The organism is Sphingomonas sp. EC-HK361, assembly GCF_902498785.1.
Classification (GTDB): domain Bacteria; phylum Pseudomonadota; class Alphaproteobacteria; order Sphingomonadales; family Sphingomonadaceae; genus Sphingomonas.
Genome location: NZ_LR701494.1, coordinates 1,687,390 through 1,705,878, shown reverse-complemented (window position 1 = coordinate 1,705,878; position 18,489 = coordinate 1,687,390). Strand labels below are relative to the sequence as shown.

At 67.4% G+C, this 18,489-nt stretch carries 18 protein-coding genes; 10 read left to right on the top strand and 8 right to left on the bottom strand.

The features are described 5' to 3' along the window. Nucleotides 1–105: 105 nt before the first annotated feature. Genes BOS5A_RS15630 through holA form a run of 4 tightly spaced genes read left to right on the top strand, consistent with a single transcriptional unit; the run spans nt 106 to nt 4,741 of the window. Nucleotides 106–540: a DUF3576 domain-containing protein gene (locus tag BOS5A_RS15630; protein WP_151955816.1), complete on the top strand. Its 435-nt coding sequence runs from the start codon at nt 106–108 to the stop codon at nt 538–540. A gap of 12 nt (nt 541–552) precedes the next feature. Beyond that, the gene (gene leuS / locus BOS5A_RS15625; protein WP_151955815.1) at nt 553–3,237 is read left to right on the top strand and encodes a leucine--tRNA ligase; all 2,685 of its coding nucleotides are present in this window, start codon (nt 553–555) and stop codon (nt 3,235–3,237) included. Further along, a complete protein-coding gene (gene lptE, locus BOS5A_RS15620; RefSeq protein WP_151955814.1) occupies nt 3,234–3,740 on the top strand; it encodes an LPS assembly lipoprotein LptE in 507 nt (168 codons plus the stop codon). The genes leuS and lptE overlap by 4 nt, the downstream gene beginning before the upstream one ends. Then, nucleotides 3,737–4,741 (top strand): DNA polymerase III subunit delta, encoded by a 1,005-nt coding sequence (holA, locus tag BOS5A_RS15615; protein ID WP_151955813.1) that lies wholly within the window; start codon nt 3,737–3,739, stop codon nt 4,739–4,741. Before lptE ends, holA begins: the two co-directional genes overlap by 4 nt. 136 nt (nt 4,742–4,877) lie before the next feature. On the opposite strand, the gene BOS5A_RS15610 is transcribed toward holA, so the two are convergent. From BOS5A_RS15610 to BOS5A_RS15590, 5 genes are all read right to left on the bottom strand, one after another. Then, complete coding sequence (locus BOS5A_RS15610) at nt 4,878–6,422, bottom strand: DHA2 family efflux MFS transporter permease subunit (RefSeq protein ID WP_151955812.1); 1,545 nt, start codon at nt 6,420–6,422, stop codon at nt 4,878–4,880. Continuing rightward, nucleotides 6,422–7,606: an efflux RND transporter periplasmic adaptor subunit gene (locus BOS5A_RS15605; protein ID WP_151955811.1), complete on the bottom strand. Its 1,185-nt coding sequence runs from the start codon at nt 7,604–7,606 to the stop codon at nt 6,422–6,424. The genes BOS5A_RS15610 and BOS5A_RS15605 overlap by 1 nt, the downstream gene beginning before the upstream one ends. Then, nucleotides 7,603–9,024, bottom strand: a complete 1,422-nt coding sequence (locus BOS5A_RS15600; protein WP_151955810.1) for an efflux transporter outer membrane subunit — start codon at nt 9,022–9,024, stop codon at nt 7,603–7,605. The genes BOS5A_RS15605 and BOS5A_RS15600 overlap by 4 nt, the downstream gene beginning before the upstream one ends. Continuing rightward, nucleotides 9,012–9,476, bottom strand: coding sequence for a MarR family winged helix-turn-helix transcriptional regulator (locus tag BOS5A_RS15595; RefSeq protein WP_151955809.1), 465 nt, complete (start codon nt 9,474–9,476; stop codon nt 9,012–9,014). The genes BOS5A_RS15600 and BOS5A_RS15595 overlap by 13 nt, the downstream gene beginning before the upstream one ends. Nucleotides 9,477–9,566: 90 nt before the next feature. Then, nucleotides 9,567–9,818: a hypothetical protein gene (locus BOS5A_RS15590; protein ID WP_234419371.1), complete on the bottom strand. Its 252-nt coding sequence runs from the start codon at nt 9,816–9,818 to the stop codon at nt 9,567–9,569. 239 nt (nt 9,819–10,057) lie between these two features. On the opposite strand from BOS5A_RS15590, the gene BOS5A_RS15585 reads away from it, so the two are divergent. From BOS5A_RS15585 to BOS5A_RS15575, 3 genes are all read left to right on the top strand, one after another. Further along, entirely contained in the window at nt 10,058–10,954 is an 897-nt protein-coding gene (locus BOS5A_RS15585) for a UDP-2,3-diacylglucosamine diphosphatase (protein WP_151955807.1), read from the top strand. Nucleotides 10,955–10,976: 22 nt separating this feature from the next. Then, complete coding sequence (locus BOS5A_RS15580) at nt 10,977–11,999, top strand: glycosyltransferase family 4 protein (RefSeq protein ID WP_151955806.1); 1,023 nt, start codon at nt 10,977–10,979, stop codon at nt 11,997–11,999. 105 nt (nt 12,000–12,104) lie between these two features. Beyond that, entirely contained in the window at nt 12,105–12,773 is a 669-nt protein-coding gene (locus BOS5A_RS15575; protein WP_151955805.1) for a DUF1013 domain-containing protein, read from the top strand. Between the two features lie 181 nt (nt 12,774–12,954). Here BOS5A_RS15575 and BOS5A_RS15570 read toward each other — a convergent pair whose 3' ends face one another. After that, entirely contained in the window at nt 12,955–13,839 is an 885-nt protein-coding gene (locus tag BOS5A_RS15570; RefSeq protein WP_151955804.1) for a LysR family transcriptional regulator, read from the bottom strand. 89 nt (nt 13,840–13,928) lie between these two features. On the opposite strand from BOS5A_RS15570, the gene BOS5A_RS15565 reads away from it, so the two are divergent. After that, nucleotides 13,929–14,876, top strand: a complete 948-nt coding sequence (locus BOS5A_RS15565; RefSeq protein WP_151955803.1) for an NAD-dependent epimerase/dehydratase family protein — start codon at nt 13,929–13,931, stop codon at nt 14,874–14,876. An 11-nt stretch (nt 14,877–14,887) separates the two neighbouring features. On the opposite strand, the gene BOS5A_RS15560 is transcribed toward BOS5A_RS15565, so the two are convergent. Beyond that, nucleotides 14,888–15,514: a hypothetical protein gene (locus BOS5A_RS15560; protein ID WP_151955802.1), complete on the bottom strand. Its 627-nt coding sequence runs from the start codon at nt 15,512–15,514 to the stop codon at nt 14,888–14,890. Between the two features lie 287 nt (nt 15,515–15,801). Then, nucleotides 15,802–16,623 (bottom strand): flagellin N-terminal helical domain-containing protein, encoded by an 822-nt coding sequence (locus BOS5A_RS15555; protein WP_151955801.1) that lies wholly within the window; start codon nt 16,621–16,623, stop codon nt 15,802–15,804. A gap of 234 nt (nt 16,624–16,857) precedes the next feature. Here BOS5A_RS15555 and BOS5A_RS15550 point away from each other — a divergent pair, with 234 nt between their 5' ends. Both BOS5A_RS15550 and fliE read left to right on the top strand, forming a co-directional pair. Further along, nucleotides 16,858–18,126, top strand: coding sequence for a sigma-54 interaction domain-containing protein (locus BOS5A_RS15550; protein ID WP_151955800.1), 1,269 nt, complete (start codon nt 16,858–16,860; stop codon nt 18,124–18,126). Continuing rightward, on the top strand, nt 18,123–18,488 hold the full coding sequence (gene fliE / locus BOS5A_RS15545; RefSeq protein ID WP_151955799.1) for a flagellar hook-basal body complex protein FliE: 366 nt from the start codon (nt 18,123–18,125) through the stop codon (nt 18,486–18,488). Before BOS5A_RS15550 ends, fliE begins: the two co-directional genes overlap by 4 nt. Nucleotide 18,489 lies beyond the last annotated feature (1 nt).

Genomic DNA, 18,489 nt, shown 5'->3' with positions numbered 1-18,489 from the left:
GCGCCTGTGTTGCACCGGAGGCACATGTTTTCGCACGGCTTGCCGCGTGCCGGTCGCGCATGTAGAGCCGCAGGCGACGTTTCACCAGCTTTCAGGACGATGCCGATGCTCCGCCCGTTGCGTACCGCGTTCGCGGTTGCCGCCGTACTAGGCCTTACCGCATGCGGCGGCGGCAACGCCCGCCCCAAGGCCGATCTCGCCGCGTCCAAGATCACCACGATCGGCGTCAACAGCTATCTCTGGCGCGCCAGCCTCGACACGCTCTCGTTCATGCCGCTTTTGCAGGCCGATTCGAATGGCGGCGTCATCGTGACCGACTGGTATGTGAACCCGCAGGTCCCGACCGAGCGGATGAAGGTGACCGTATCGATCCTCGACCAGGATCTGCGCGCCGATGCGCTGCGCGTCGCGGCGCTGCGCCAGGTCAACCAGGGCGGGCAGTGGGTTGCGGCGCCGGTGCAGGCGGCGACCACGCAGAAGCTGGAAAATATCATCCTGACAAAGGCGCGCGATCTGCGCCAGGCGTCGATCACCGAGTAAACGGACCCTCAAATGGCGTCACGCTTCAACGCGCTGAAGGCGGACGCGCACTGGCAGGGGGTGTGGGACAGCGCCCGCACCTTCGCGGCGCGCGACGATTCCCCGCGCCCCAAAAGCTATGTGCTGGAGATGTTCCCCTATCCGTCGGGGAAGATACACATGGGGCACGTCCGCAACTACACGATGGGCGACGTGCTGGCGCGGTTCCGCCGGATGCAGGGCATGGAAGTGCTCCATCCGATGGGGTGGGACGCGTTCGGCATGCCCGCCGAGAACGCCGCGATGGAAAAGGGCGTTCATCCAGGCACGTGGACGCGTGCCAACATCGCATCGATGAAGGCGCAGTTGAAGCGCCTGGGCTTCGCGCTCGACTGGACCCGCGAACTCGCGACGTGCGAGCCCGATTATTACGGCCACGAACAGGCGCTGTTCCTCGATCTGTACGAAGCCGGCCTCGTCTATCGCAAGGAATCGGCGGTCAATTGGGACCCGGTCGACATGACCGTGCTCGCCAACGAACAGGTGATCGACGGCCGCGGCTGGCGCTCCGGCGCGCTGGTCGAGAAGCGCAAGCTCAGCCAGTGGTTCCTGAAGATCACCGACTTTGCGGACGAATTGCTCGAGGGCCTGGACGGGCTCGAGCACTGGCCCGACAAGGTCAAGCTGATGCAGGAGAACTGGATCGGCAAGAGCCAGGGGCTGCAGTTTCGGTTCAAACTCTCTCCCCATCCTATTCCTGCTCCCCTCCCTGCACGCAGGGAGGGGCTGGGGGTGGGTGCGTTCGTGGAAAGCGCTGCGCCAGCCTCAAGCCAGCCCACCCCCGACCCCTCCCTTCCAGGGAGGGGATTAGAAGACGTCGAAGTCTTCTCCACCCGGCCCGACACGATCTTCGGCGCGAGCTTCGTCGCGGTCGCGGCGGACCATCCGGTCGCGCGCGAGGTCGTCGCGACGAACCCCGACGCTGCGGACTTCATCGAACGCTGCAAGCAAGGTGGCACCACCGCGGCTGAGATCGAGACGCAGGAAAAGCTCGGTTTCGACACGGGCCTCACCGCGCAGCACCCGCTCGATCCCGCCTGGCAGCTTCCCGTCTACATCGCGAACTTCGTGCTGATGGACTACGGCACCGGCGCCGTCTTCGGCGTGCCCGCGCACGACCAGCGCGACCTGGATTTCGCGCGCAAATACGGCCTGCCGGTCAAGCGCGTCGTCTCCGATCACGACGAAACGGCGCCGGTCTTTGTCGGCGACACCGCTTATACCGGCCCCGGCACCCTCGTGAACTCGCACTTTCTCGACGGCATGGATATCGAGGACGCCAAGCGCGCCGTCATAAGCCGCGCCGAGGGTGAGGGCTGGGGCACGGGCACGACCGTGTGGCGCCTGCGTGACTGGGGCGTCAGCCGCCAGCGCTATTGGGGCACGCCGATCCCGATCATTCACTGCGATGCCTGCGGTCCGGTCGGCGTCCCGAAGGACCAGCTCCCCGTCGTCCTGCCCGAGGACGTCGCGTTCGACATCCCCGGCAACCCGCTCGATCGCCACCCGACGTGGAAGCACGTCGATTGCCCGAAGTGTGGCGCGGCGGCGCGGCGCGAAACCGACACGCTCGACACGTTCGTCGACTCCTCCTGGTATTTCATCCGCTTCGCCAGTCAGCCCAAGGACAAGCCGTTCGACCGCGTGGCGGCGGAACAGTGGCTACCGGTCGGCCAGTATATCGGCGGGGTCGAGCATGCGATCCTACACCTTCTCTACGCTCGTTTCTGGACGCGCGCGCTGAAGCATATCGGCCAGCTCGACATCGCCGAGCCGTTTGCGGGGCTGTTCACCCAGGGGATGGTAACGCACGAGACGTATCAAACCCAAGTCGAGCGAGAGGCGAGCGCAGAAGAACAAGCAAAACTGGGTGTGGAAACAATAACCGATCTCGCTTGGGTTCCGACTGACGACATCGATCGAACTGAAGCAGGTGTATTCCAGCGAAGCACTGGCATTCCTGTGAAGACAGGCCGGGTCGAGAAGATGTCGAAGTCGAAGAAGAACACGGTCGATCCCGAGCCGATCGTCGACCAATACGGCGCCGACGCGGTCCGCTTCTTCGTCATCTCCGACAGCCCGCCGGAGAAGGATCTGGAATGGTCGGAAGCCGGGATCGAGGGCGCATGGCGCTTCGTCCAGCGGCTCTGGCGGCTCTTCGATGGCGAGAAGAGCGGGGAGGGCGCCGACGCCGCGCTCGATCGCAAGGTCCACCGCACCATTGCTGGCGTCGCGACCGATATCGAGGCACTTGCGTTCAACAAGGCGGTCGCGAAACTCTACGAACTGACCGGCGCGATCGAGAAGGCCGCGCCGTCTGCCTCACGCACCGCCGCGATCGCGACGCTGATGCGCCTCGTCGCGCCGATGACGCCGCATGTGGCCGAGGAAGCCTGGGCGGCGGCTGGCGGCGAGGGGCTGATCGCCGACGCGCCCTGGCCCGCGGTCGATCCGGCGCTGCTCGTCGATGACGAGGTGACGATCGCGATCCAGGTCAACGGCAAGCTGCGCGATACGCTCGTGATGCCCAAGGGGTTGCCCAAGGATCAGATCGAGGCCGCAGCGCTTGCGTCCGACAAGGTCGTGCGTATCCTCGAGGGCAAGACGCCCAGAAAGGTTATCGTCGTGCCCGATCGTCTCGTGAACCTCGTCGCATGAGGCTGCTGCTGCCCCTCGTGCTCGCCGCGTTGCCGCTGCTCGGCGGCTGCGGCCTGCATCCGCTCTATGCGGGCGGTGCGAGCGGCCCGGTCGCGACCGCGCTGTCGCGGGTCGAGGTCGCGCCGATACAGGGCAAGTCGGGCTGGCTCGTCGCCAATGCGCTGCGCGAACGGCTGGGGCAGCAGGACGGCGCGCAGGCCCCGCTCTACCGCTTGCAGGTTGCGCTCGACGACAAGATCGCGGGGCTCGGCGTCCGCGCCGACGACAGCGTCTCGCGCGAACGCCGGACTCTGCGCGCACGCTACCAGCTGGTCGATCTTTCGAACAACGGCGTCGTCCTCGATGCGACCGCCGGGTCCGATGCGGGCCTCGACGTGGTCGGTTCGGAATATGCGACGATCGCTGCCGAGAATACCGCGCTCGAACGCCTGTCAGTCACGGTCGCGGACAAGATCGTCGCGCGCCTTGCGCTCTACGCCCGGCGTTCGCCCGCCGCACCATGAAGGCGAGCGAAGCGCAGATGCGCGCCGCGCTGGACAAGCCGTCGGACGCGGTGCGCTTCCATCTGCTCTATGGTCCCGACGAAGCGGGCGCCGCGGCGCTCGCCGCCCGGCTCGGCGCCGCAATGGGCAAGGACGCGGAACGGATCGACCTCGACGGCGCGACGCTCAAATCCGATCCCGCGCGGCTTGCCGACGAAGCCGCGGCGATGTCGCTGTTCGGCGGCGCGCGCCATATCCTCGTCAACCCGGTGGGGGATGAGAGCCTCGATGCGTTCGCGGCACTCCTCGAAGGCGGCGTGGGCAATCCGGTGGTCGCGATCGGCCCGACGCTCAAATCCACCAGCAAGCTCGTGAAGCTGGCGCTCGATTCGCGCGCTGCGATGGTGCTCGCCTGCTACGTGCCCGAAGGCCGCGAGGCGGATGCGATCGCGACCCAATTGATGCGCGACCACGGCTTGCGTCCCGCCGCGGGGGTCGCGACGCGGATCGTGCGCGCGGCGAATGGCGACCGCGCGGTGATGGCGCGTGAGATAGAAAAACTCGCGGACTATCTCGATGCCGCTCCCGATACCCCGCGCGACGCGGGCGAGGACGCGCTCGACGCGATCGGCGCCGATCTTGGCGAGAGCGACGCCGGCGCGATGATCGCGGCGCTGCTGGCGGGCGATCCGGCGAGGCTGGGCGGCGAGCTCGCGCAGCTGAGCGAGGAGGGTGTGTCGCCGATCATGTGGCTGCGCGCGCTCGGTCGCCGGCTGGCCGCGCTCGCGGACATGCGCGCCGATCTCGATCGCGGCGACGATATCGCCGGCGTGATGAAGCGCCGCCGCGTCTTCTGGAAGGAAGAAAAGGCGACCGCCGCGGCGCTGCGCCAATGGACCCCCGCGATGATCGCAACCGCGATCGACCGAGCCCGCGCCGCTGAACGCGCGGTGATGGCGCCGGGGAATGCTGGCGATGTGCTGGCGGAGCACGCGGTGCTCGGGTTGGCTCGGCGGCGGTGAAGCTACAATCCTCCCCTGGAAGGGGAGGGGGACCATGCAAAGCATGGTGGAGGGGTATCGCGCTATCGATAGGGCGATACCCCTCCGTCAGCACTGCGTGCTGCCACCTCCCCTTCCAGGAGAGGAGTTTTTCTATTCAATCCGCCGCAACCGGCCCGTGCCCACCCGAGGGCCGCCGGCAGAGCCACACCACCACCAGCAACGCGATAGACAGCCACGCCGACAAGCGGAACAGATCGGTCGAGGCGAGGAGATAAGCCTGCCCGACCATCTGCCGCGTCACCGCCCCCGCCGCCTGGGTTGCGTTCAGCCCCAGCTTGCCCAGCCCCTCGACCGCCATCTGATAGGGCACGCCATTGCCGATCGCCTCGGCGAGACGGTTTTGATGGAGCGCCTCGCGCCGGTCCCATGCGGTCGTCACGATCGACGCGGCGAAGCTGCCCGCGGTGATGCGGGTGAAGTTCGAGATGCCGGTCGCAGACGGCAGCCGCTCGGGCGGGATTCGGTCGAGGGCGATCGTCAGCATCGACAGGAAGAAGGTGCTCATCGATACGCCCTGCACCAGCAGCGGCAGGGTGAAGTCCCAGAAGCTCGCCGTCGTCGTGTAGCCCGATCGCATCCAGTAGCTGATCGCGAAGCCGACGAACGCGACGCTCGCCAGCCAGCGCGCGTCGATCTTGCCGGAAAGCCGCGCAACGAAGGGGGTCAGCACGACCGCCACGATCCCGCTCGGTGCGGCGACCAGCCCGGCCCATGTCGCAGTGTAGCCAAGCTGGGTCTGGAGCCACAAGGGCAGGATCAGGATGTTGGCAAAGAACACCGCATAGCCAAGGCAAAAGGCGATGTTGCCGATCGCGAAGTTGCGGCTGGCGAACAGCGTCAGATCGACCGTCGGGTTGGCGTCGGTCAGCTCCCAGATCACCCAGGCGACGAAGCCGATCGCGGCGACGATCGTCAACACGACGATCATCGGATCGTTGAACCAGTCAGCATTCTTGCCGAGATCGAGCATGATCTGGAGCGAGCCCACCCACACGACAAGCAGGATCAGCCCGACGGTATCGATCGGCAGCTTCATCGTCGGCGTCTCGCGCGTGCGCAGACCGAACCAGCAGATCGACCCCGCGAACAGCCCGAACGGCACGTTGATGAGGAAGATCCAGCTCCAGTGGTAATTGTCGCTGATCCACCCGCCCAGAATCGGCCCCATGATCGGCGCGACGAGCGTCGTCATCGACCAGATGCCGAGCGCGGTCGCGCGCTTGTCGGACGGGAAGACCGAGATCAGCAGCGCCTGGCTTCCCGGCATCATCGGCCCCGAGACCGCGCCCTGCAGCACGCGAAAGGCGATGAGCGAGGGGAGGCTCCAGGCGATGCCGCACAGGAACGACGCAAGCGTGAAAAGCGCGAGCGAGGTGCAGAAGACGCGAACCACGCCGAACCGCCGCATCAGCCAGCCGGTCAGCGGTACCGAGATGCCGTTTGCGACAGCGAACGCGGTGATGATCCAGGTCGAATTGTCCGAACTCACGCCAAGATTGCCAGCGATCGTCGGCAGAGAGACGTTGGCGATCGTGGTGTCGAGCACCATCATGAACGTGCCGAGCGCCAGCGCGAAGGCGACGAGGCCCAGCCGCGCGCCGGTCAGCGGTGGGGGGCCGGCGGGGGCGGCGGAGGCCATTACCGGTTCGCCGCAATCACCTGACGGATGCGCGCCTCGACCGCATCGTCCGGCCCCTGCGTGCCGACCGAGCCGTGATAGGGCGTCGCGGCCGGCCGTGCGAGCCGGGCGCCGCCGGTATCCGCGGTGTCGATCACGGTCTTCACGGACAGCCCGATGCGCAGCGGGTTCGCCGCCAGCTCCTTCGGATCGAGTGCAATTCGTACCGGCACACGCTGGATGATCTTGATCCAGTTGCCGCTGGCGTTCTGCGGCGGCAGCAGCGCGAAAGCGTTGCCGCTGCCGGCCGACAGCCCGACGACGCGACCGTGATAGACGATGTCGCCGCCATACATGTCGGCGGTCACGGTCACCGGCTGGCCGATCCGGATGTCCTTCAGCTGCGTCTCGCGGAAGTTCGCGTCGATCCACAGCCGGGTCATCGGCACGATCGCCATTAGCGGTGTGCCCGCCTGGATCTGCTGGCCGAGCTGCACCGTGCGCTGCGCGACGACGCCGTCGATCGGCGCGGTGACGTGCATGTGCGACCGCACGATGGCGGCGCGGCGATAGGCCGCGGCGGCGGCCATCACCGCCGGGTTGGTCGCGACGTCGGTGCCCTGCACCGTCGAGAGCGCCTGCGCCTTCTGGCTGCGCGCGAGGTTAAGATTCGCGGTCGCGACCTTCAGCTGATCGGCTGCGTGATCGAGCTCTTCGCCCGACACGGCGCCCTCCGCCGCGGCACCGCGACGGCGGGCATAGTCGTCGCGCGCGCGCGAAACCTCGGCCTCAGCCTGCACGATCGCCGCATCGGACTGGCCGACGCGGGTGAAGTCGCCACGCGTCGCGCGCACCGCCTTTGCCAGATCGGCTTCGGCGGCGGCGAGGTTCACGTCGCTGGTGACAGGATCGAGATCGATGAGCGGCTGGCCGGCCTTCACGCTCTGGGTGTTGTCGGCATAGAGCTGCTGGACGGTGCCCGGATCGCGCGCGGTGATCGCCACCACATCGCCCGCAACATAAGCGTCGTCGGTTTCCTCCTCGGGCGCGGCGAGCAGGAAGTGGAAGACCGCCCAGACGATGACCGCGATTACCACCACGATCGCGAGGATGGTGAGCAGGCGCTTGCGCGTGGCGGACTTGCCCTTGGGCTCGTCGACCGGGGTCGCCTCGGCGGTATCGGGAGTTTTGGTGGGAGCGTTCATGGGTTCGGATTCCGCTGGAGGGTCCGGGAAGGATCGAAGCCGCCGCCAAGCGCGATGGCGAGCTGAGCGCGCGCGACGATCGCGTCGATGCCGAGCGCGGCGGCGGACTGTTGTGCCTCGAGCAGGCGCAGGTCGGTGTCGATGCCCGTCAGTCGCGAATCGAGCCCGGCGCGCACCCGCACGCCGTTCAGCCGCGCGGTCTCGGCAAAGCCGCTGACGACGGCATCCTGCCGTGTGCGCTCGGCATCGGTCGCACGGATGCGGGCGAGCGCATCGGCCGCCTCGCGCACCGCGCCGACGACGCTGCGGTTATAGTCGGCGATGGCGAGATCGACGCCGGCGGTCGCACTTTCCAGATCGGCCTTGCGCCGGCCATTGTCGAAGATCGGCAGATGGATGGCCGCGCCCGATCCGACCGTCCCTGAATCGAGATCGAAGAGGTTGCCCAGGCCAACCGCCTGCAAGCCGATAAGTGCGCTCAGGTTCACGTCCGGATAGAAGGCGCGTCGTGCGACCTGGCGCCCCGCCGCTGCGGCGGCGATCCGGGCCTGTGCTGCGGCGATATCGGCACGGCGCGCGAGCAGATCGGCGGGGATCGTTGCCGGCAGCGCGAAGGCCGCAGTCGCGGGCAAATGCGTCGCCCCGATCGTCGCGGCATAGTCCGCCCCGCGACCCGCCAGTGCGGCGAGCGCGTTCAACGCCGCGGCCCGTGCGCCCTCGGCCCGCGCGAGCAAGGTCTGCGCTTGCGCCAGTAGCGTCGCCGCTGCCTGCTGGTCGAGCTTGCTCGCCAGCCGGTTGCGCACGCGCACATCGACGAGCCGCGCCGACTTCTGTCGCGTCGCGATCGTATCGCGCGCGATTGTGCTTTGCCGCTCGGCAAGCGCAAGCTGCGCATAGGCGGTGACGACCGATCCGGCGAGCATCAGCCGCGCCGCTTCACCGTCGAGCCGCGCCGCATCGAGTGACGCGCGCGCGCCTTCGATCGCTGCCTTTTGCCGCCCGAACAGGTCGAGGTTCCACGCCAGCCCTGCCTGCCCTGTGCCCAGGAAGCGCACCGATCCGCCATAAGGCGGCGGGATCGTATAGTTGCCCGACAGCCGCGCGACCTGACCCTGCGCGTCGAGATCGACGCTCGGCCCGCGCGCCGCGTCGCGTGCGGCGAGGGTCGCTTGCGCCTGCCGGACGCGCGCCTGCGCCGCATCGAGCGAGGGATTGCCGGCCAGCGCATCAGCGACGATCCGGTCAAGTTGGACGTCGCCCAGCGCCTGCCACCAGGTGGCATCGATCGCCGGGGCGGGGGCCGCAGTGAGGCCGAGATCGGCTGGCGTCTTCGGGGTCAGCGCCGGACGCGTATCGGGGGGCGTGCAGGCGGCGAGCGCGATGGCCGCGGCGAGCGTTGCGGTCGTCAGGCGGCGCATGGCGGAGCGGTCTCCATCGCGCGGCGCAGCCGCGTCAGCGTTGCGATCAATTGGGCGATGTCTTCAGCGCTCCAGTCGGCGAGGATGCCGTTCCAGCAGGCGATCGCCTTCAGCCGTTCGCGCATCGCGATCGTCCGGCCTGCTTCGGTCAGTGAAAGATTGACGACACGCCGGTCGCTGTCGTCGCGCTGCCGCTCGACCCAGCCGCGCTCCTCCAGCGTGTCGATCATCCGCGTCATCGCACCCTTGTCGTGCGCGAGATGCCGGGCGAGTTCGGCGCAGGTGCCGCCATGTCCGAAATGCATCGAGACCAGCGCGGACCACTGAATCGCGGTCAGCCCGTCCTCGGCGAACAGCGCGTCGAGCTGCGCCATCCCCATCTGGTGGATCACCCGAACAAGATATCCGGGCGAGCTGTCGGGATAGAAATTGGAGTCGTCGAAGAACGCCATATGGTTGCCGATACAACCATTGCTTTGGCAGTCAATACCCAATTCGTTTCGTGCCCGGCCGCATGAACGGCCGGGTCACGTCGCGGACCCTCAGTTGCTGGCGGAGGAGTCGTTGCTGCCGCCCGTCGCGACAAGCACGATGACGACCAGCGCCGCCAGAATGCCGATGTTGATGAACGTGGAGGTCCCGGCGTTGGCCTTGTTCACGCCCTTCACGCTTGTCGGCGCACGCGCGCTGCCGGCGAGCGAGAGCGAGGTTGCGGGGTTTGCCGGGGCGGCGACGGCCACCGTCGACATGGTCAGCATGGCGGCAGCAGCGGCCGCGCCGAAAAACGTCTTCATCATAATTCTCCCTGATCGCGCAGCGGCATCAGTCCGGTGTCGCGGTGGATTCGTCAACGAGGGGCGGGCGATTTCGTGCGGCTGTTGCGCGAACGCCGCACGCCATCATTTCCTCGCCCGAAGGCGCCTTAGGGCAGGATTGTGACCATATTCTTGCAAGCGTGACTCCAAATCGTCACGCGCGCTTGATGCGGCTGTAACAATCGGCGGCCAGGGACGTCGGGCAAGGGAGACGACCCATGCCGACGACGACCGCCGCCGCCGACACGCTTTCGCCGATCACGGCCGACAGTGACCTCGCCGATCTGTTCGATTTCGCGCATTCCCGCCCAGCGGTGCCTGAGCGGGCCGATATCGTCCGCAGGCGCTATCGCACGATCTGGATCAGCGACGTCCATCTCGGCACGCGCGGATGCAACGCCGACATGCTCATCGACTTCCTCGATCACGTCGACAGCGATACCATGTATCTGGTCGGCGACATGATCGACGGCTGGCGGCTGAAGAAGAAATTCTACTGGCCCGCCGCGCATAACGACGTCGTCTGGCGCCTGCTGAAGCGCGCCAAGCGCGGCACTCGTGTCGTCTACATCCCCGGCAATCATGACGAGGTGTTCCGGCAATTCTCGGGCCTCGATTTCGGCGGCATCTCGATCCGCCGGAAAGCGATCCACGAGACCGCCGATGGCCGCCGTCTGCTGGTTCTGCACGGCGACGAGTTTGATGCGATCACGCTCGCGCACCGCTGGCTCGCGCATGTCGGCGACGCCGCCTATACCGCGCTGATGGCGCTGAACGTGTGGATGAACCGCGCGCGGCGGGTGTTCGGCATGCCCTATTGGTCGCTATCCAAGCACGCCAAGGCAAAGGTGAAGAACGCCGTCGCCTTCATCTCGCATTTCGAGGAGGTCGTCGCGCACGCCGCCGGTGCGCGCGGTGTGGACGGCGTGGTCTGCGGCCATATCCACACCGCCGAGGTGCGCGAGATCGCCGGCGTCGCCTATTATAATGACGGCGACTGGGTCGAGGGCTGCACCGCATTGGTCGAGCATTTCGACGGGCGGATGGAGCTGCTTCACTGGGCCGACGAGATGGCGGCGCGGGCGCGGGAAACCGTCGTCGCGATGGCTGCCTGAGAACGCGGATGCGGAGCGCGCCATGAAAATCGCCATCGTTACCGATGCCTGGGCGCCGCAGGTCAACGGCGTCGTCCGCACGCTGCAGGCGGTGATCGCCGAGCTGGAGAAGATGGGGCACGAGGTGTTGGTTGTGGCGCCTGACGGATTCGCGTCCTTCCCGTGTCCGACCTATCCCGAAATCCGTCTCTCGATCGCGGGCGCCGGTGCTGTAGGCCGCCGCATCGCGCGCTTCGGCGCAGAGGCGGTGCATATCGCGACCGAAGGCCCGCTCGGCCTCGCGGCGCGGCGCTGGTGCGTGGCGCGCGTGCGGCCCTTCACCACCGCCTATCACACCCAGTTTCCCGATTATGTCGCGGCGCGCACCGGCGCCGACCCCGAATGGGTCTGGCGCTATATCCGCTGGTTCCATGCGCCCGCGCAGGCGATCCTGGCCTCGACTCCCAGTGTCATGGCGGAACTGAGCGCGCACGGCCTTCCGCATGTCCGTCGCTGGGGAAGGGGCGTCGACACCGCTCTGTTCCACGGGCGGGTCACCCCTGACGCGGCGATCCACGCACTGCCGGGGCCGATCCAGCTGTATGTCGGCCGCGTCGCGGTCGAGAAGAATATCGAGGCATTTCTGGCGTCGGATCATCCAGGGTCGAAGGTCGTCATTGGCGAAGGCCCCGCGCGCGCCGCGCTCGCACGCCGCTTTCCGGACGCGCATTTCCTGGGACCGCGCTTCGGCACCGATCTCGCCGCCGCCTATGCCGCCGCCGACGTCTTCGTCTTCCCGAGCAAGACCGACACCTTCGGGCTGGTGATGATCGAGGCGCTGGCCTGCGGCACGCCAGTCGCCGGCTACCCCGTCACCGGCCCGCGCGACATATTGACGGCAGAGACCGGCGCGATGGACGCAGACCTCTCCCGCGCCATCGCCGCCGCGCTCACCCGCGATCGTGCCGCTTGCGCCGCCTATGGCGCCGGCTTCGGCTGGGCGGAGAGCGCACGCCAGTTCCTCGACGCGCTGGTGCCGGTGGAAGCCGTACCCGAAGCGGCATGACGCAAGGGCGCTTGCCCTCGCGCGCCGCCTTCTCTAAGTTGTCACATGATGCAAGGCCGCTCCGGTAAGGGGCGGCCCTTTCTATTTTGGACGGAGTTTCGTGCCGTGGCCCTGCCGCTCATGCCCCATGCGACCGCTTCCTGGCTGGTCGACAACACCGCGCTCAGCTTCGAGCAGATCGCCGAATTCTGCGGCCTTCACATCCTCGAGGTGCAGGCGATCGCCGACGATACCGCGACGACGAAACTCACCGGCCGCGATCCCGTCCGCGCGCACGAAGTTACGATGGAGGAGATCGAGAAGGGCCAGAAGGACCCCGATTACCGCCTCCAGATGATCAAGGGTCCCGATCAGGTCCGCCGCACCAAGGGCCCGCGCTACACGCCGGTGTCGAAGCGCCAGGACAAGCCCGACGGCATCGCCTGGATCATCCGCAACCATCCCGAGATCACCGACGGCCAGATTTCGCTGCTGATCGGCACCACCCGCACCACGATCGCCGCGATCCGCGACCGCAGCCACTGGAACATCGCCAACATCACGCCCAAGGACCCGGTGACGCTCGGTCTGACCTCGCAGCGCGAACTCGACGCAGCGGTCGCGAAGGCGGCGAAGGCGGCCGGCATCGACGCCTCGCCAACGGACACCCGCCTCGACGGCGACCGCGAGGCGCTGATCGCGTCGTTGCGTGCAGAGCGGGAACAGGCAGCGCGCGATGCGGAAGCCGGTATCGAGGCGCCCAAGCCGCTGTTCGACGATCCGTTCCGTCGGTAAGCGCCCTTACAGTAGTGAGAGGCTGATCCGGTCGCATCAAAGTAAGCCGTGCTCCCGCGCAGGCGGGAGTCCAGGGTTGCAAGCGATATCGTTGGCGGCACTGGGCTCCCGCCTTCGCGGGAGCACGATCCAGCTACGGTGAATGCCATTCGGGGTTCGATGGCGACAAATTGCCACCCCACTACCGCACCCCCGCAAAGGCCTCCGCCAGCGCATCGAACACCGTCCGCACCGCGACGCTCGATCGCAGATTCTCGTGCATCACGATCCAGATCGGCAGCGTCATCGTGAATGCCTGTGGCAGCACCGGCACCAACGCTGGATCGCGCGCCGCGATACCGCTCTGACATATCCCGATCCCGAACCCCGCCCGGATCGCGGCGAGCTGCGCGGCATGGCTGTCGGTTCGCAGCGCAAAGCTGCTGCGCTCCAGCCCCGGCAGCGCGTCCAGCACAGCGCGCGTTCCCATCGGCTCGCTGTCCGGCCCGATCAGGTCATGCGCCGCCAGATCGGCGAGCGACGCCGGCATGCCCCGCCGTTCGAGATAGTCGGCCCGCGCGTGCAGCCCGATCGCGACCGCGCCGACCCGCTTCGCGATCAGCGCCTGCTGCGCCGGCGCCACCATGCGGATCGCGACATCGGCCTGGCGTTGGAGCAGATCGCCGACAAGGTTGGACGCGACCAGCTCGATCGCCAGCGCCGCGTGCTGTCGCCGGATATCGGCGAGGATCGGCGGCAGATGTTCGATCGCGACCATCTCGCTGGCGGTTACCCGCACCGTGCCGCTGACCATACCCGATCCCGCCGCCGCGGTCCGCAGCAGCGCCGCCGAAGTCGCGACCATGTCCTCGGCGAAGGGCTGCAACGCCAGCGCCCGCTCGGTCGGCAGCAGCCCGCGCTGCGATCGCACGAACAGCGCCTCGCCGATCGCCCCTTCCAGCGCCTCGATATGACGCGACACGCTCGGCTGCGTCAGCCCGAGCGCCCGCGCCGCCGCCGACAGCGATCCCTCGCGCAACACCGCGGCAAAGGTTCGAAACAGGTCCCAGCTCGGCGTTTCGTTCATATATTTTCGTATAGTTGGGCCACGAAGACCGTCAATTCCTTGGAGCTGCCAGCTGCGCCATATCGCTTCCGGCAACACAGGAGGCGGTTATGGAACGGACGGCATTGATACTCGGGGCGACGGGCGGCATCGGCGGTGCGGTCGCGCGGCGGCTGCTGGCATCGGGATGGACGGTACGGGGACTCGCCCGCGCAGGTGGCATCGCGGCGATGCCCATGGGCGTGGAGCGCCTAGTCGGCGATGCGATGACCGCAGCGGATGTCATCCGCGCGGCGGAGGGCGCGGACCTCATCGTCCACGGCGTGAACCCGCCGGGCTATCGCAATTGGGGCAGGCTGGTGCTCCCGATGATCGACAACACAATCGCGGCGGCGCGCGCGAACGGCGCCCGCGTCCTGCTGCCCGGCACCGTCTATAATTACGGCCCCGACGCGCCCGCGCTGATCGGCGAGGATGCGCCCCAGCGTCCGCTGACCCGCAAGGGCGCCATCCGCGTCGAGATGGAGCGGCGCCTGCAAGCGGCCGCAGCAGCGGGGGAGATGTCGGTCCTGATCGTTCGCGCGGGCGACTTCTTCGGGCCGGACGCGCGCCAGAGCTGGTTCAGCCAGGGCCTTGTCCAGCCCGGAAAGCGCCCGCGCATCATCCGAAACCCGAGCCGGCGCGGGGTAGGCCACCAATGGGCCTATCTGCCCGATGTCGCGGAGACGATGGTGCGCCTGATCGAGACCGGGGGGCTGGACCCGTTCGCGACCTTCCATATGGAAGGCATGTGGGACGACGACGGCACCCGGATGACGAGCGCGATCGTGCGGGCGCTCGGTGATCCGACCGTCCCCGTCGCGCGGCTGCCGTGGTGGGCGATCCGGCTCGCTGCGCTGGTCGCCACGACCCCGCGCGAAATGCTCGAGATGCGCTATCTCTGGGAGCGCCCGGTGCGCATGACGAATGCCCGCCTCCGCGCGCATCTCGGCGCGGAACCGCACACACCGCTCGACGAGGCGGTCCGCGCGACGCTGGCCGGGCTGGGTTGCCTGTAGCAACCCTACGTTCAGCGGGCCACGGCGCCTTGAGGGGGCGCCGAGGCAAAGAGCTTCGGCGGGACGCTGCTGGCAGATTGTGGCGCGTCGAACAGGATTGCGATCGGCTCCCTGGTGAACGCCTTGAACGCGGTGCCGGGGGTGAAGATGATCTTTCGTTCCTTCATCAGCAAGCCGCCGATCAGGCCGAAGTTCACCAGAATCATCGACATCACTGATCCGCGAACTTCGCTATGATAGCTGCCGACGAGCGGAATGACCTGCCGGTCGATATGCAGCCACTGCATTTCTATCGTGATCCTGGCTTTTCCCAGACCGTAGGCCCGGCCCCGGTTGAGAGAGATATATCCCGTTACCGGCGTCCCTTCGGGAATCGCGACGCGCGATCCCATCATAACGTCCCGGGCGACCTTCAGGTCGAACTGCGCGTGATATTTCATTTTGCGGGAATTGATCTCGCTATCAAGCGTCAGCGGAATCTCGGTATTGGCGGGGAGGATCGATTCCGGTGCGAGCTTCAACTCCGGGTTCGCCGAAACGATGAACACGCGCGCGGACGGCGCGGCCATCGTTTGCGCAAGCGAAGCCGTGGACCCGAGCGCGGCCGACCAGGCGATCGCAGCAATCACGTGCTTCATGGCATCCCCCACCGTCGCGATGGAATCGTCGGCATGCGGCCATGTCCCTCGCAATACGATGTCTCGTCGGGTGCCGAACATTCCTCAACTGCGGCAAAGGGGTAATCCCGATGTTCCCGGCCGAAGCGGTGCCAACCTGACGGCGCCGCTCCCCGGGTCGTCCGACAGCACAAAACCCCCGGTGGTCTGTGCGACCGCCGGGGGGTTCGTGATCGCGCCGGTTGAGCGGCGGATCAGGTCGGCCCCGACACCTCAAAGGGGGGCGGCGCCGGGGCTTGAGTTCGCGATTACTGAAGCAGCTTGAGCACGCCCTGCTGCGACTGGTTCGCCTGGCTCAGCATCGCGGTCGAGGCCTGCGACAGGATCTGGGCCTTGGCGAGGTTCGCCGTTTCGGCCGAGAAGTCGGTGTCCTCGATGCGGCTGCGCGCATCCGACAGGTTGGTGACGTTGCTCGACAGGTTGTTCGCTGCCGACTGCAGCTGGCTCTGCGAAGCGCCGAGACCGGCGCGGGTCGTGTTCAGCGTCGTCAGCAGCGTGTCGACCGCGGTGATCGCAGCGGTTGCGGCCGTGCCGTCCGCACCGGCAACGCTCGTGGTCAGGCCGACGAGGCTGCTGAGGTCGCCCGTGGCGATATCGACGGTTTCGCTGGCGTTCGCACCGGTCTGGATCTTGGTGGTCGTGCCCGCACCGGTTGCGCCGAAGATGGCGACGCCGTTGAACTTGGTGCCGGTGACGATCGTGCCGATCTGCGTGGTCAGCGCGGTGACTTCGGTCTGCAGGTTCGTGCGGTCGTTCGAGCTGTAGGTGCCCGAAGCGGCCTGCGTGGCCAGCTCACGAACGCGCTGCAGCATGTTGGTGACTTCGCCGAGCGCGCCGTCTGCGGTCTGGGCGAGGCTGATGCCGTCGTTCGCGTTGCGGATCGCCTGGGTCATGCCCTTGATCTGCGAGGTCATCGAGGTGGCGATGGCGAGGCCGGCGGCGTCGTCCTTCGCGGAGTTGATGCGCTTGCCGGTCGACAGACGCTCCATCGCGGTCGACAGCTGCATGTTGGCGCCTGCCGAAGCATTGGCTGCGCGCATCGAGGCGGTGTTGGTTCCGATAACAGTCATGTCCGTATCTCCATTTCGCTTTGCGTCTCCGCCTGCCCCCCTTGGGACGGAAAGAGCCGAGCCGCTGGACAGGAGAACGGCCGCCACGCCGGCGGATTTAGGACAAAAATTGGGGGTCGCGCGCGCGCGTTGTGCACGGGGGAGCGCGCCCGGAAATATTTTGCCGGCAAGCCGGCGATTTAACTCAGTGTTTACCGTCTTTCGTCCATTTCGCCTGCATCAAAGGGGGAATGCATGCGTTCGATCTTCACGTCCGGCACGATTCGCGACCGCCGCTTTGCGCTGCTGTCGTCGATGCGCAGCCAGGGTTTCGCGATCGTCGATGCGGAGGGGGCCGCGCCCGCACCGACCGGCGTCTTCGTGCAGGCCGAGGGTGAGGTGCCCGGCTGCCCGGCGCGAACGATCCTGATCGGCGACCATGGTCGCAAGGTCGAGCCGTTCCGCGGCGGCAACCCCGCACGGCTCGCCTTCGGTCCCGAGGACGCTGCGATCGGCAACGGCTTCTTCCGGGCGATCGCCGGCGGACCCTTGATGCCGACCGCGGCCGATCCCGAGAGCCTGGCGCTCTTCGCGCTCGCCGACCGGGTCGCGCAGGCCGATATCACCGTGCTCATCAACGGCCCGACCGGCACCGGCAAGGAAGTGCTGGCGCGCGCGATCCACAACGGCTCCGCCCGCAAGGACAAGCCCTTCGTCGCGATCAACTGCGCAGCCCTGCCCGAATCGATGCTGGAGGCGATGCTGTTCGGCCACCAGAAGGGCGCCTTCACCGGCGCGTCGTCGGGCGGCGAGGGCTTCTTCCGCGCGGCCGATGGCGGCACGCTGCTGCTCGACGAGATCGCCGAGATGCCGCTCGCGCTCCAGGCCAAGCTGCTTCGCGTGCTTCAGGAGCGCGAGGTCGTGCCATTGGGCGCGACCCAGCCACAGCCTATCGACGTCCGCGTCATCGCCTGCGCCAACCGCGATCTGCAGGGTGAGGTCGAGGCCGGCCGGTTCCGCGCCGATCTCTACTACCGCCTCTCGGTCTTCCCGCTCGCGACCAAGCCGCTCGCCGATCGTCCGCAGGACATCCCCGCGCTCGCCGCGACGATGATCCTGCGACATGCCGGGGACCGCGCCGTCATTCCATGGCCGTCGACCGAAGCGGTGGAGACGCTGCTCGCGCACGACTGGCCAGGCAATGTTCGCGAACTCGAAAACGTCATCCAGCGCGCGCTGCTCTTTGCCGGCGGCGATACGATCGAGGCGAGCCACATCGTCTTCGATCGCCCCGCCGCGCCGCTTCGCGTGGTCGCAAACGACGGCGCCTCGACGCTGGGGCAGGTCGTCCAGCTCAGCGAATTCGCCGCGATCCGCGAGACGATGAAGGCCTGCGGCGGCAGCCGGATCGAAACCGCCAAGCGGCTCGGCATCTCGGAGCGCACGCTGCGCTACCGCCTCGCCAGGGCGCGCGAGCAGGGCGAGGAGATCGCGGCCCCCGGTGACCGGAGAATCTCGGCATGAGCATTAGCGGTATCGGCGGTGCCGGCGGCATCGATCGGGTGATGGCGCTACGCGCGCAAATCCTCGAACAGAACCAGGCGCTGGCGAAGGCTAGCACCGCGAATGTCGGTGCACCCTCGGCTGCGCCGCAATCGACCGGGCCGGCAAGTTTCACCGACGCGCTGGAAGGCGCGCTGAAGAGCGTCAATGACGGCCAGCAACAGGCCGCCAAGCTCTCCGAAAGCTACGAGCGCGGCGAGACGATCGACATCGCCAAGGTCATGCTGGCGCGCCAGCAGGCCTCGGTCGGGTTCGAAGCGACGCTGCAGGTCCGCAATAAGATCCTGTCCGCCTACAAGGACATCATGAGCATGCCGGTGTAAG